This window comes from Thiomicrorhabdus cannonii, from assembly GCF_013391695.1.
Lineage (GTDB): Bacteria > Pseudomonadota > Gammaproteobacteria > Thiomicrospirales > Thiomicrospiraceae > Thiomicrorhabdus > Thiomicrorhabdus cannonii.
On record NZ_JACBGH010000009.1, the window covers coordinates 35,069 to 49,428 of the forward strand.

Genomic DNA, 14,360 nt, shown 5'->3' on the forward strand with positions numbered 1-14,360 from the left:
CACCTCTTATCGACAGTTCAGTGTACATAGGTCGAAACCACTTCATCGAGCGGCTGGTCATGCGGCACGTTGCGCAAACGCAAGGCATGCTCCATGACCTCTTTGAACACCGGCGCGGCTACCGCGCCGCCGTAATAAATCCCGCGGCTCGGCTCGTCCACCGCCACCACCATCACCATATCCGGATTGGATACCGGCACGATGCCGGCAAACAACGACATATAGGTATTCTGCTCGTAACCGCCGTTTTTGGTTTTATGCACCGTACCGGTCTTGCCCGCCACACGGTAGCCGGCAATCTGCGCTTTCGGCGCGGTACCGCCACGGGCCACCACTTTTTCCATCATCAGCAGCACCTCTTGGGCGGCTTTCTCACCGACCACCCGCTCCAGCGCCGGCGGTTCGGTTTGCTTGAAGAGGCTCAAGGGCATGATATTCCCCTGATTGGCCAGCATCAGATAGGCGTGTGCCAGATTCAGCAGATTGATGTTGAAACCGTAACCGAAGGAAGACGACACCTGGTAGAGCGGCGTCCACTGCTCCACCTGCTTCACATAACCGCTCGCCTCGCCCGGCAGGTAGAGTCCGCTGTCACGCCCGAAACCGATCGTCTTCCACAAACCCCACTGCTGTTCCGCCTTGAGGCGCAGCGCCACCTTGGACTGGCCGACGTTGCTCGATTTCTGGATAATGCCCTCGGGCGTCAGCCAGCCGTTGTCATGCGTATCGGTAATGCGGTAACCGTCGATACGGATCGCGCCGGGGCGTGTGTCAATTTCTTCATCCGGCTTGAGCACACCCAAATCCAGTGCTTTGGCGATCACAAACGGTTTGACCGTCGAACCCGGCTCCAGCAGGTCGGTCACCACCCGGTTTTTAATCCCCTCACCGCTCAGTTTGGCGCGGTCATTGGGGTTGTAGCCCGGCAGACTGACCATCGCCAGCACCTCGCCCTTTTTGGCATCCAGCACCACCGCACTGGCCGATTTGGCCTGATGCTCGATCATCACCGCCTTGAGTGCGCGATAGGCAAAAAACTGGATCTGCTTGTCGATGCTCAGGGTAATGTCCTTACCCGGCCTGGCGGGTTTGACATCCTTGACAAAATCGATGACCCGGCCTGCCCGGTCCTTAATCACCTGCTTTCTGCCCGGCACGCCTTTGAGCCAGTCGTTATACGCCAGCTCCAAGCCTTCCTGCCCTTTGTCGTCGATATTGGTGAAGCCCACCAGATGCGCGCTGATCTCGCCGGCCGGATAGTAACGCTTGTACTCGTCCTGCACATACACGCCGTAAAGATCGAGTTTTTCCACCTGTTCGGCCACATAGGGTTCAATCGAACGCTTCAGGTAAACAAAACGCCGTTTGGAAAAGGTCTTGAGCTTCTGCTCAATCTCTGCCGGCGTCAGACGCAACGCCTTGCCCAACTTGACATACAGATTCTGAAAGCCCTGCATCTGCTCCGGATCGATCCAGATGGAAGGCTGGTCTTTATGCACGACTATCTGCGTCTGGTCGCGACCTTGCGGCGCAAAGGTCATCCCGACCTTTTTCAGATAGATGCCCGGCAACTCCAGCTGTTCGATCGCTTCGATGATTTTGGCGTCGGTTTCCTGACGGATAAAACTCAGGCGCTTATGCTGCTGACGTTTGGCCAGCTGCAGCAGCTGCGTCTCACTCAAGCCGAGCAGACTCAGAAACTGACGGTAATCTCTCTGAAAGCCCATCACCTGTTTGGCGTCGACCCAGACCGACGCCATCGGCGTGCTCAACGCCAGCACGTCACCATTGCGGTCGTAAACCGTGCCGCGCGGCGCCGGAATCTCCAGGGTACGCACCTGACGTTTGGTGCCCTCTTCCTGTAAAAAGTCGGCACGCAACACCTGTACATAGAAAGCACGGCCGAGCACCGCGATAAATCCGAGTGCGATCAGGAAAAAGACCACTTTATCGCGGCGAAACTTCAGACTCATGCGGTGCTACTTGCAGATACAGGGTTTGTAAATTGTGGCGCGATTGCGATTTATCCAGCGTCATATGCAGTCTGGACTGGGCAATGCGCTCCACTCGGGCAGGCGAACTCAGATGCATCTTCTCCAGCATCAGGCGCCCCCACTCTTCACGCGCCTGAATATTTTTCTGCAGCGCGCGGTAATATTCGGTTTCGGTATGCCGTATCTGGTGCTGTATCTGGATAATCGCAACCAAGCAGATCAACACCGTCACCCCCAAGCTGAAAATAAAAAACCCACGCCACTTAAACGGAGTTAAGTGTGTGGGTTTGGGGAATCTTTTCAACATGTTGGCGTCATACCTATGTCAAACCTTTCAGTCCATTGAGTTTATGAAAACCGGATCAACCACTCCTCATCACTCAATCGACCGATCGGCTTGCTTAGTCAGCCTGACGGCGCAAGAAGGCGGGAATGTCCAGATAGTTCGAGTTCGGCAAACTACCTGTCAAACCACCGTTAGCCACCATCTTCGGACGCTCCACTTCAACCTTAGGCGTCTCCTTGACGGTTTCCACCTTCATCGCAGGCTGCAACGGCTGCTGAACCGGTTGCGGTGCCGCCTGAACAGGCTGTGAAGCTTCAACGGTTGCGCTGGTTTCAACCGGTTCCTTATTGGCCTGTACCGCTGTCAGGTTAGGCTTCACCATCTCCGGCTTTTTTGCAACCGCCCCCGCTTCCGCCAGGCCGGTAGCCACCACGGTAACACGGATTTCATCCTGCATCGATTCATCAATCGACGTCCCGATAATCACCTTGGCGTCCGCTGCGGCGACCTTGTCGATCACGTCACCCACTTCGTTGAACTCACCCAGAGTGAAATCCAGACCACTGGTGATATTGACCAGCAGACCTCTGGCACCGGATACACAAATGTCTTCAAGCAACGGGTTGGCAATCGCCTTCTCGGCGGCTTTGACCGCACGGTCTTCACCAGTGGCATGACCCACCCCCATCATCGCCATACCGCGTTCCGTCATCACGGTACGCAAGTCTTCAAAGTCGACGTTGATCATACCCGGACGCGTCACCAACTCGGAAATCCCCTGTACCGCACCGTGCAGCACTTCGTTGGCATAGTCGAATGCCTTGGCTAGCACGAAGTCGCGACCCAACACTTTCAACAATTTGTCGTTAGGCACGGTGATCAGGGAATCCACATGTTCAGCCAATGCATCGATACCGGCATCCGCTACCTTGTTGCGGCGCTCGAAGCTGAATGGGCGGCTGACGACACCAACCGTCAAAATACCCATTTCGCGTGCCGCCTGCGCCACCACCGGCGCCGAACCGGTACCGGTACCGCCGCCCATACCGGCGGTGATAAAGACCATATCCGCATCGCGTAGCTGCTCTTTGACCTTATCGATATCTTCTTTGGCGGCTTGCGCACCGCGGTCCGGATCGGCACCCGCACCCAAACCACCTGAACCCAACTGGATACAGACCGGCACTCTCGAATTTGCCAAGGCCTGCGCATCCGTATTGGCGCACATGAATTGCACGCCCTCTACATTGGAGCGCACCATATAATCCACCGCGTTACCGCCGCCACCGCCGAGACCGATGACCTTGATAACCGGCATACCAGGCGTACGCACTGGTGTCGTTTCTTTCCCTACAAATTTCATGACGACGATTCCCCTTAATCAGCATGACATTTAAAAAAACCGTGTAATGCCTGCCCGAACCCATTCCAAACAAACTTTACACTTTAGGAGCGCTTTGAACGAGATGAACACACTCGTGCAAAACCCTCTTCAAAAACTCTTACAAACGCTCGGCAATCCGCAACACCGCGCTGCGCGAACGGCTATTGAGACGGCACTCTTCTTCACTTGGAAACACCGGCTTGCCGACGCGCTTCAGCACCGGCTCAATCACCTCGATCTGCACCGGCGAATCGGGAAACAAGTCTTTCATCGTGGATTGGTCACGCATAAACTGCTTCACAATGCGGTCTTCCAGCGAGTGGAAACTGATGACCACCAGACGTCCGCCCGGCGCCAGCACCTCCAGCGCCGCTTCCAATACATTTTTCAACACATCCAATTCACGATTCACCGCGATACGAATCGCCTGAAAGGTGCGGGTTGCCGGATGCTTGTTCTTTTCGGTTTTCGGCGAGACGCGTCTGACCAGCTCCGCCAAATCCAAGGTAGTTTTCAACGCGTCCTGGACACTGGCTTCCTTGATGGCGCGGGCGATGCGCCCGGCAAAACGCTCTTCGCCATACTGCTTCAGCACCTTGACCAGCGTCGCCTCTTCCACCTGCTGCAGCCACTCACGTGCGCTCAGACCGGCTTGCGGATTCATGCGCATGTCCAACGGCCCTTCACGCATAAAACTGAAACCGCGCTCGGCATCGTCCAACTGCGGCGACGACACCCCCAAATCCAACAGCAATCCGTCAACCTTGCCGGTCAGGCCACGTGCGGCGCAAAACTCCGCCACCTGTTCAAAACTGCCGTGCTGAATTTCAAAGCGTGCGTCCTGAATATGTATGTTGGCATACTCGATCGCCTGCGGATCCTGATCGATTGCCAGCAGCCGACCCTTTTCGCCAAGCTGTTGCAAGATAGCGCGACTATGCCCGCCACGCCCGAAGGTGCCGTCGATATAGACACCATCCGGGCGGATATGAAGACCTTCAAGCGACTCGTTCAGCAATACCGAAAAATGCACCTGCTGACTGTCTTCATTCGGATTTAGGATGGTTTCGGGCATTACAGCGTCAAACTCGCTAAAGATTCGGAAATTTGATTCGACGCAGCCGAATCCAACATATCAGGCCGCTGCGCATCCCACGCCTCTTGCGACCACAATTCAAATTTATTGCCCTGACCGAGCAGAATGGCGTTTTTGTCCAGCTTGGCGTGATCCCGCAGCAAACTCGGCAACAACACACGGCCTTGCGAGTCCATCTCCATCTCGCTGGCGTGACCCAGCAACAGGCGCTGATACAAACGCGCTTGCGGGTCGACGTTCGGCAAAGACATCAAATTGCGTTCGATCACTTCCCATTCATCGAGGGTGTAGATCAGCAAACACGGGCTGTGCAAATCAATGGTGGCGACCAACTGGTTGTCACTCGCATCGGCAATCGACTCACGATAACGCTTAGGGATCGCCAAACGCCCCTTAACGTCCAAGTTAATCGAATTGATTCCACGAAAGAACAACATTTAAAAATCCACTTTTCGCCACCTTTCCCCACTTGTCGCCACTATATTGCTCTTAATACCCACTGTCAACCCCGCAACCTGGCGTTTAAGACAAAAATTTCATTACAGGACAACAACTTAGAAACCTCAATTACCCCGCAACAAACACATTAGAAACACCTAATAAAACTTTTATTTCATAGGGTTATGTCAATAACAAAAAGCTGTTTTTTAACTAAGCATCACAATATACTGAATACGCAATGAAGCGCAATCACACACCTGTTAGCGGGGACTTGTCTACAACATATAGTGTCAATATAAACCACACACACAACATAAGGATTTGGTAACGACAAAATAACGGCCAAATTCAGGCAGAAAAAATCCGGTGGAGTTTTTTCCCTAAAAATTTCGATTTTTTTATTTAATAAGACGAAACTCTGTTTTCGCCACACACAAAATGCGACAAGCCGGATGGACATACACAGGTTCAAAGAAGGAAGAAAACGCGCGCTTTAAAACGCGAAAAGAAGGGAGATAAAAAGAGGCAAAAGCGAATCTATAAGCCGGGTTCTGTACTCCGAAGAGCGACAATCATTCATCTAGGGAAAGCATCACTGCTTTCCTCGAGCAACCTACCCGAAAACCCGCGCGAGCCACGCGGCGCGCCGGCAAGCCGACGACCCGTTTTCCTATTTGGTCTTGCACCGGATGGGGTTTTCACTGCCACTTCTGTTGCCAGAAGCGCGGTGCGCTCTTACCGCACCATTTCAACCTTACCTGATCCCCGAAGGGCCATCGGCGGTATATTTTCTGCTGCACTTTCCGTCGGCTCTCACCGCCCAGCCGTTAACTGGCATCCCGCTCTATGGTGCCCGGACTTTCCTCGAGAAACCAAGCCGAAACCCGATTCCGCGCGACTGTCCAATCCACTTTTGCGGGGCGAAGCATACTGCAAATCGCCACAAAATACCACCTAAACATGCCGCGCTAAAGTTTTCTCTAAATCCGCCGATACCTTTTGAACAGGCCGGGTTTCTCATCCTGGGCATTTTTAAAAGGAATCTTCCATGGAAATTTCAGCAAACGGCGCCGTTTCGGCCGCATTGGCACAGCAGCAAGTCTACTCGCAGGGCGAAGTGCAGGTCAGCATGCTCAAAAAGGCGATCGACACCCAATCACAGGGCGCTTTGCAGTTAATCGCCTCTTTGCCGACACCGCCGCCGGCGCCTGTCGGAGCGCTCGGTCAGAACATCAATATCAAAGTATAAACAACCTAGGGCGCGGCCTGCATGACCGGACCGCGCGGTTTTTCGGCACGCAACTCGCGTGCCAGCACCTTGGCGACCTCATTGCGATAGAGGTAATAGGGCACCTGCTCGTTAATCATCAACACAAACGGCAACCAGTCCTGCTGCTGTTGGATATAACCGGCCAGTGCGCTGACGCCGATCAGTGAGCCGGACTTGGCAAACACTCCCTGCTCAACTTCCGGCAACAACGCCTTCCAGGGGCGAAACGCCTCCAGCAACGCCACCAATTGCTGCGGACTCAAACGGTTATTGCGCGACAACCCCGCCCCCTCTTCGATATAGGCTCCCTGCCAGTCAAAGTGAGCGGCCAGCTGTTCGGCAAACAGGCGTCTGACCTTGTCGGCACTGGCCGGCGCGCCGTAGAGTTCAGCGCTCAATTTCAACGCCAGCTGATTGGCAATAAAGTTGGTGGAATACTTCATCATCGGCTTGACCACCTCCGCCAACGTCATCGCATTCCAATGGCGGTAGAACGGTTGGGCATCATTCGCCACTTTTGCCCAGCGCACCTCGTCACCCATGACTGTCCCCTGCTGCCGCAGAAACGCCGCCAGCAGCTCAGCAAAATAGCGCTGCCCGACCTGGGCATCCGTACCGTTATTGATGCGCTGCTTGCCCGGCTTTAAATCCCGCCCCAAGGCTTGCGCCAACGGCGTCAGCGGCGTTTGCGGTTCGGCCGACACCACTTTGCCGCCGATTTTGGCGAGATAGAGCGTATTGAAATTCGCCGCCAGCGCCGAGGGCACCGCATCATACGGATTATCGCTGCTGCCGCTGCCGGGCAGCGTCAGATCGCTATCGAAATAACTCACATCCAAGACAATGCCATCCAACCGCCCCACCCCGGCCTGTTGAAAACGCGTCTGCAAATTGGCGGCCACGCGCTGCAACTCTTCGGACGTCAAAAACGGATCGCCGTAGCCTTTCACCCGTAAATAGCGCTTATCCTGATGGGTCTGCAAAAAGAAATCGGTTTTAAAGCGGTGCTCCGCGCCCCAGTGCGACAAGGCGATAAACGCCGTCACCAATTTGGTGGTTGAGGCCGGCACAAAGGCTTCACCGGCCGCTTTGCTGACCAGCGGCGTCTTGTGACTGTCCAGCACCAGCAAACCGGCCTGCTGCATCTGCGATAATTCCGGCAACGCCTGCCAAACGGCAGCCTCCGACGCCGCCTGTGCCGGCGCAACCGGGAGAGTCGTCACAACGCCAAGCAACGCGCCAACCAATAGCCCCTGTCTGCAAACACGCCTGAATTGCACAAACCGCTTAGTCATTGCCAACGTCATCCACCCAAAACCGCTTTAAATTCGCCTGAAAAAACCCAACAGGCCGGGTCGTCGGCCTTTTTCAAACCCGACGCAAACCAAACCGTTATAATAGCGCCAACTTATCCACCTGTCTGTAAGCGTTCCGGTTTTATGATCAGCGTCTGCCAACAACTTTACCCGCACAAAGCCCTGGCACTGGGCCAACAACTCGGCTTGCCGCTGCTGGATGCATTGCCCACCGCAAAACAGTGGCAGGCAGCCGAATGGCAGGAACAGTGGGTACTGGCCTGGTTCCACGAAAAAAACCAGGATGAAAACGATCCCGCCCAACTCGGACTGTTCAGCGCCCACAGCGGGCCGGTGTTTGTTGATTTTATCGGCGGCAAAAAACAGCATCGCCGCCAGTTCGGCGGCGGCAAAGGCCAGCCGCTGGCACGCGCCGTCGGCTTCGGCAGCCTGTTTCAGGGCGATGACACGCCACGGGTGATCGACACCACCGCCGGCATGGGCAATGACGCCTTTGTATTTGCCAGCCTGGGTTGCGAGGTGCTGATGATCGAACGCTCGCCAATTGTCGCCGCGCTGCTGCAAGACGCTTTGAATCGTGCGCACCACGCTGTGCAGCACGCCGATTGCGACCCCGAACTGGCCGCCACAATCCAGCGTCTGCACTTAGTCAATGCCGATGCCGCCGACTATCTTTTGCAACAGCAACCGCCAGCCGACGTCATCTATCTCGACCCGATGTATCCGGAAAAGAAAAAAAGCGCTTCAGTCAAAAAAGAGATGAAGGCGTTGCAGCAATTGCTCGGCCCCGACATGGACAGCAGCCGCCTGCTCGCCGCCGCCCTGCAAACCGCATCACAGCGCGTCGTCGTCAAGCGCCCCGCCAAGGCACCGACCCTCGAGCATCCGCAGGCCATCCAACCCAATGCGCAGGTCGAAAGCCCCAACACCCGTTACGACCTCTATTCCATCAAGGCCCTCAAAGCCGCCGGGAAGCTTTAAATAACATCCCACTAAAAAGCATTAAATCCCCTTATCAACACCTTCTATTACTAAAAATATGCTTATAAAATAAGTCTTACTCATTATTCATAAAGATTAATTTCAGAATAATGAATAACAAATATATTTTTTATCAAAGGGCTTTTATGTTTTTCAAGTACTCATATTTAGTTTTCATTACCTTTTTGTTAACAGCCTGTGGTGGCGGAGGGGGCGGTTCCGACTCGGGTGCGGTGGATAACTCAAGTGGCGATTATGATTATGTTTATATTCCTCCAATTCCACAAGTTGACTATTCCAATTTCAAGAGCTCAACCAATTCAGCGGAACTTATTCAATCGGTCGATACCTCAAGCGTAGCGGTTGGTATCTATGACTCTGGTTTTTTGGCCGATCATCAAGAGTTCGACGCGGGGCGTTTGAATCGTCAGAATTACGATGAATACGCTTTGCATGACGCGATTGTGGCGGGCGAATATCCTAGCTATGGCGATGGTGATCCTTGGGAGTGGGCTGAACATGGCACCCGCGTAGCCTCTATCGCGGCCGGCGGCGGCATGGGTATGGCGCCACAAGCTGGGTTGCAAACCTCTATGCATAATTACTTGTGGGATTCTTTCAATACAACCAACTACACGAACTCGTTTACAACGGATGAATATGGTTTTATCGAGGGTGAGAGCCGCTGTTTCAAGCAGGTTAATTACTACCCTTGGTGTATTGACGACTCGACATATCACGCTCTTAAAATGAAAGAAGCGTCCACACAGCCTCTTGTTGCCGTTAATTACAGCTTCTCCACGCCGTTTGGCGTCTATCAAACAGGTATTGATGTATCGTTTGATTTAGCTAAATGGGAAGACGGTAGTTGGGTAGATGAGTTTTACAACAAGGCAAGACCTCAAGATTCTTGGGGAACCTATGATGTAAACACTGAATACAATGCGTTGTTGGAAGCTATGAACAACGGTGAAACCGTGTTTGTTGTGGCCGCGGGTAACTATGCTGAAAGCTTGACCCAGGATTCGGTTTTGCCTTGGCAAGATAAGATGGCGACCTCGGATTATGAATATAAGGCCACAGTGGTTCATCACCTGTTTGACCCGACAAGCGATGACAATCACGATGGCATCATTGAAGCCGAAGAGCGGGGTATTACGGATGGGATTTTGTATGTAGGGTCTTTAAATAGTTCGGGCCGTCTTGCGTGGTACTCAAACTATCCGGGGTCTTCCCCAGAGGCACAGGCTCGTTTCATTGTGGCTCCGGGGGATTTTAATTCTGCGGATTCATACGGCTTGGATAGCTACTCTTATGACAACGGTACTTCATTTGCCGCGCCTGTAGTCACAGGGGCGATTGCGTTGCTAAAAGCGAAGCATCCTGATATCGAAACCCATGAAATCGTGAAGGCTATGTTGAATACGGCCAGCAAGGATATTTCTGATTACTCGCCTGAAAAGTATGGGCAGGGTTTACTTGATGTGGCTGCAGCAGATGCACATTTGAGTTTAACCAATTAAATCTTTGTCGTGATGTGCTAAGTTTTAATCGCAACGATTAATCAAAATCCGCTTTTCGCAACAGATTCAAAAACTCAAAACCAAAGCGTGCCAGCTTGCTCTGCCCTACGCCGTTGATCGCCAGCAATTCGCCGTCGGTTTGCGGTTTGTGTTGCGCCATCTCGCGCAACACCGCATCGTTGAATACCTGATAGGCCGGAATATCCTCGCTTTGGGCAATCTCGCGGCGTAGCGCACGCAGCTGCTCAAACAGCGCCAGCTCCTCCGGTGCCAGATCGGCGCGCGCACCACCCGGCCTGCCCACTTTTGGCGCCGCCTTTTTCGGCAACGCCAACTGTAAGTCCACCTCGCCTCTTAAAACCGCTTTGGCCGACGGCGTGAGACGCAGCACCGAATAGTGCTGGATATCCTGATACAGATACCCCAGATGCACCAGCTGGCGGATAATGCTCAGCCATGCCTCGCCGCTGAACTCCTTGCCGATGCCGTAGGTGCTCAACTGATCATGCTTGAGATCGCGGATGCGCTCGGTGTTCTGGCCGCGCAGCACCTCCACCACATGACGCGCGCCGAATCCCTGATTCAAACGGTAAACGCACGACAACACCTTCTGCGCCGCCACCTTGCCGTCAAACAGCTGCGGCGGATTCAGGCAGACATCGCAATTGCCGCAAGGCTTCTGGCTCGGTTCGGCAAAATAGTTCAGCAATACATTGCGCCGGCAGGTCTGCGATTCGGCAAAGGCCACCATGCTGGAGAGTTTGAACTGCTCGATGCGGCGCTGCTCCTCATTGCCGATCTGCTCGACAAAATACTGCGCGGTGGCCACATCCTGCATCGAAAACAGCAGCAACGCCTCGCTTTCCAGCCCATCGCGCCCGGCGCGGCCGGTTTCCTGATAATAGCCTTCGATGTTTTTGGGCAGATCGTAATGCACCACAAAACGCACATTGGGCTTGTCGATGCCCATGCCGAACGCCACCGTGGCCACTACTATATCGATCTCATCGCGCAGAAAACGCTGATGCACCGCATCGCGAATCTGTGCGGGCAAGCCGGCATGGTAGGCGGCGGCGCGGTAGCCTTCGGCCTTCAACGCCTCGGCCACCTCCTCGACGCGTTTGCGGCTCAAGGCGTAGACCACCCCGCATTCCGCCGTCTGTCCGAGTCCGCGCGCCTCCAGAAACTGCAGCAGCTGCTTCATCGGCTGGCGTTTTTCCAGCACCGTATAGCGGATATTGGGGCGGTCGAAACTGCTGATATGCACCCGCGCCTGTTGCAAGCCCAGACGCTGCAGAATATCCTCGCGCGTCACCCGGTCGGCGGTCGCCGTCAGTGCAATAAACGGCACCTGCGGAAAATGCTGGCGCAACTGGCCAATCTGACTGTATTCCGGACGGAAATCATGACCCCACTGCGAAATACAGTGCGCCTCGTCAATCGCAAACAGGGCAATCGGCAGGCTTTGCAAACGTTGCATAAAGTTGGCGTTCAGCAACCGTTCGGGCGACACATACAGCAGATCCAACTCGCCGCGGTGCAGTTTGGCCAACACCTCAACCGACTGCTCGCGATCCATCGCCGAATTATAATAAGCGGCCGACACGCCGTTGGCCTGCAACGCCGAGACCTGATCCTGCATCAGCGCAATCAGCGGCGACACCACAATCGCCGTGCCCGCACGCATCAACGCCGGAATCTGATAACACAACGACTTGCCGCCGCCGGTCGGCATCAGCACAAAACAGTCGCGTCCGGCCGCCACATCCTCGATAATCGCCGCCTGCAACGGCCTAAACGCATCGTAACCGTACACGCGCTGCAATACGCCCAAAGCGGCTTGGCGCAAATCTGACGCATTTAAATTCTCAACAGGCCGGGTCATCACAGGTCTTGGGCATTCCATAAAAAGGCTGGCAAAAATAGACCAATTAACGGCAAATTACAAGGTGGATTTGCAATAACCGGGTTTCGTGCTATGTTATCCACCTGTTTGCAAACAAGCGGTAAAAGGAATCCAAACCATGTTAAAAAAATGGCTTTTCATCGGCATCATGGCACTCACCCCGGCGGTTCAAGCGGACGATTTCAAACCCTCTTCGCCCATTACGGCGCTCATGCCGATTGTGATGGACAACCTCGACCGCCTTCATCTGACGCCCGCCCAGCTCGATAAGGTTCGCGCCATCTCGCGCGACAATTTCGCCAAGGTCGAATACATCAACGCGCAATACCACGAGATTAAAAGCGAACTGAAAGAGATCACACTGGATGTGGACGGCGACAAAAGCCGCGCATTACAGCTGGTGAACGAACTCGGCGAGCTCGACAAACAGCGCATGACATTAACGGTGGAATGCGCGTTCGGCCTGAAAAGTCTGCTGACGGCCGAACAATACGACGAAGTGATCGCCACCCTCAAATTCAATCAGGGAAATTAGGCTATCCGGTAACGCATCTAACGTTTGCGTTCCAGGCGCTTCACGCCCCATAAAACCACCAGGCTGATCAGAATCAGACCCAGCGCGGGAAGTGAAGCGCGTTCATACAGGCCTTCCGCTCCCAATTCATAGACCTTGATGGCCAGCGTATCCCAACCGTAAGGACGCAGCAGATAGGTGGCCGGCAGCTCTTTCATCACATCCACCGACACCAGCAGAAACGCCACCGCAATACCGGGCATCACCAGCGGCAGATAGACCCGTCTGAATACCGTGAAACGTCCCGCTCCCATGGTTTGCGCGGCTTCGACATAGCTCGGACGGATGCTCTCAAACGCCCCTTCCATCGGGCCGATTGCCACCGCAATGAAACGGCTCAAATAGGCGTAGAGCAGCACCCCCAAACCGCCGGAAACCAGCAGCACGCGCTCAATTCCAAAGCTGTTCTGCAACCAATCCAGCAACGTCTTATCCAGCACCCAGAACACAAACAGCAAACCGATCGCCATCACCGAACCGGGCAAGGCATAACCCATGCTCGACAGACCCACCCAAAAACTGCTGGCCGCATGGCGCCGCCCCTGACGGTATTTCAAGGTCAGCAACAGTAACGCCACCCCCACCGCCAGCATTCCTGCGGTAATCCCCAACATCAGGGAATTGGCCATCAGCGTCCAGTAATGCGCATCCCATTCCTGCTCGAACATCTGCCATGCCCAGACCAGCAACTGCCCGACCGGCAAGACAAAGGTCAGCGCCACCACCAGCCCGCTGAACCCCGTTGCCGCCCAAGCCTTGCCGCCTTTCAGTTTAAAAGGCGGTGTCATCAAAGACTGATCGGTATAAAAACGCGCGCGGCCGCGGTTGTAACGCTCCACCACGATCAGCAACACACTCAGCAGCACCAGCAGACTGGCGACCTGCGCCGCCATCTCGACACTGCGGTAATCCTCCCATGCCGAGTAAATCACCGTGGTGAAAGTGTCGTAGTTAAACATCGACACCACGCCGAAATCCGCCAACGTCTCCATCAGCACCAGCGTAATACCGGCGACAATCGCCGGCCGCGCCAACGGCAGACTGACCCGCCAGAAAATTCCGGCATTACTCGCCCCCAAGGTTTGCGCCGCTTCCAACAGGCTATGACGCTGCGACTGGAAGCCGACTTTGGCAAGCATATAGACATAGGGATAAAACACCGCCGTGAAGACGACGATGACGGCAAGATGGCCGGAACGGATATCAATGCGCTCAAACGCAAACTGCGCATGGAGAAAGGACTGCACCGGGCCGGCAAAATCAAACAGCCCCAAATAGACAAATGCCACGACATAAGCGGGCAACACAAACGGCAGGAAAAACAGCCACTCGAACCAGCGCCTTCCGGGATAGTCGCACAGCGTCACCAGCCACGCCAGCGCGGTGCCGAGCAGGCCGGCGCCAATCGTCACGCCCAGCAGTAACACCAACGTATTGAGCAGCATCGGCGCCAGCAGCGTATCGGCAAAGTGCGCCCATAGATCCGACTGCGGAGCCAGCCACGACAAGGCAACGATAAAAACAGGCGCCGCCAAAATGGCGGCGACAGCAATCAGAAGAGCCAATCCTCTATTCATTACGCGAACAAA

At 54.6% G+C, this 14,360-nt stretch carries 12 protein-coding genes and 1 other RNA gene; 4 read left to right on the forward strand and 9 right to left on the reverse strand.

Features of this window, described 5'->3' with window-relative positions; all coding sequences use genetic code 11:
* Nucleotides 1-17: 17 nt before the first annotated feature.
* The 6 genes from HZ297_RS09550 to rnpB form a co-directional block, all read right to left on the reverse strand.
* Nucleotides 18-1,973, reverse strand: a complete 1,956-nt coding sequence (locus tag HZ297_RS09550) for a peptidoglycan D,D-transpeptidase FtsI family protein (RefSeq protein WP_178863184.1) — start codon at nt 1,971-1,973, stop codon at nt 18-20.
* Nucleotides 1,948-2,301 carry a cell division protein FtsL gene (ftsL, locus tag HZ297_RS09555; protein ID WP_178863186.1) on the reverse strand — a complete coding sequence of 118 codons (354 nt, stop codon included), beginning with the start codon at nt 2,299-2,301 and terminating at the stop codon, nt 1,948-1,950. Before ftsL ends, HZ297_RS09550 begins: the two co-directional genes overlap by 26 nt.
* Before the next feature lie 94 nt (nt 2,302-2,395).
* Entirely contained in the window at nt 2,396-3,643 is a 1,248-nt protein-coding gene (gene ftsZ, locus HZ297_RS09560) for a cell division protein FtsZ (protein WP_178863189.1), read from the reverse strand.
* 139 nt (nt 3,644-3,782) lie between these two features.
* Nucleotides 3,783-4,739, reverse strand: coding sequence for a 16S rRNA (cytosine(1402)-N(4))-methyltransferase RsmH (gene rsmH / locus HZ297_RS09565; RefSeq protein WP_178863190.1), 957 nt, complete (start codon nt 4,737-4,739; stop codon nt 3,783-3,785).
* Nucleotides 4,739-5,197: a division/cell wall cluster transcriptional repressor MraZ gene (gene mraZ, locus HZ297_RS09570; protein WP_178863192.1), complete on the reverse strand. Its 459-nt coding sequence runs from the start codon at nt 5,195-5,197 to the stop codon at nt 4,739-4,741. Before mraZ ends, rsmH begins: the two co-directional genes overlap by 1 nt.
* A 528-nt stretch (nt 5,198-5,725) precedes the next feature.
* Nucleotides 5,726-6,115, reverse strand: an RNA gene (rnpB, locus tag HZ297_RS09575) — RNase P RNA component class A.
* Between the two features lie 134 nt (nt 6,116-6,249).
* Here rnpB and HZ297_RS09580 point away from each other — a divergent pair.
* Entirely contained in the window at nt 6,250-6,450 is a 201-nt protein-coding gene (locus tag HZ297_RS09580) for a YjfB family protein (protein ID WP_178863194.1), read from the forward strand.
* Nucleotides 6,451-6,455: 5 nt separating this feature from the next.
* On the opposite strand, the gene HZ297_RS09585 is transcribed toward HZ297_RS09580, so the two are convergent.
* Nucleotides 6,456-7,766, reverse strand: coding sequence for a D-alanyl-D-alanine carboxypeptidase/D-alanyl-D-alanine-endopeptidase (locus HZ297_RS09585; protein WP_178863196.1), 1,311 nt, complete (start codon nt 7,764-7,766; stop codon nt 6,456-6,458).
* A gap of 144 nt (nt 7,767-7,910) precedes the next feature.
* Here HZ297_RS09585 and HZ297_RS09590 point away from each other — a divergent pair, with 144 nt between their 5' ends.
* Both HZ297_RS09590 and HZ297_RS09595 read left to right on the forward strand, forming a co-directional pair.
* Nucleotides 7,911-8,768 (forward strand): class I SAM-dependent methyltransferase, encoded by an 858-nt coding sequence (locus HZ297_RS09590; RefSeq protein WP_178863198.1) that lies wholly within the window; start codon nt 7,911-7,913, stop codon nt 8,766-8,768.
* Nucleotides 8,769-8,878: 110 nt separating this feature from the next.
* Complete coding sequence (locus tag HZ297_RS09595) at nt 8,879-10,291, forward strand: S8 family serine peptidase (RefSeq protein ID WP_178863200.1); 1,413 nt, start codon at nt 8,879-8,881, stop codon at nt 10,289-10,291.
* A 37-nt stretch (nt 10,292-10,328) separates the two neighbouring features.
* Here the strand turns inward: HZ297_RS09595 and recQ are convergent, their stop codons facing one another.
* The gene (gene recQ / locus HZ297_RS09600; protein WP_178863202.1) at nt 10,329-12,176 is read right to left on the reverse strand and encodes a DNA helicase RecQ; all 1,848 of its coding nucleotides are present in this window, start codon (nt 12,174-12,176) and stop codon (nt 10,329-10,331) included.
* A 139-nt stretch (nt 12,177-12,315) separates the two neighbouring features.
* On the opposite strand from recQ, the gene HZ297_RS09605 reads away from it, so the two are divergent.
* Nucleotides 12,316-12,732 (forward strand): Spy/CpxP family protein refolding chaperone, encoded by a 417-nt coding sequence (locus tag HZ297_RS09605; RefSeq protein ID WP_178863204.1) that lies wholly within the window; start codon nt 12,316-12,318, stop codon nt 12,730-12,732.
* A gap of 17 nt (nt 12,733-12,749) precedes the next feature.
* Here the strand turns inward: HZ297_RS09605 and HZ297_RS09610 are convergent, their stop codons facing one another.
* The gene (locus tag HZ297_RS09610) at nt 12,750-14,348 is read right to left on the reverse strand and encodes an ABC transporter permease (protein ID WP_178863206.1); all 1,599 of its coding nucleotides are present in this window, start codon (nt 14,346-14,348) and stop codon (nt 12,750-12,752) included.
* Nucleotides 14,349-14,360 lie beyond the last annotated feature (12 nt).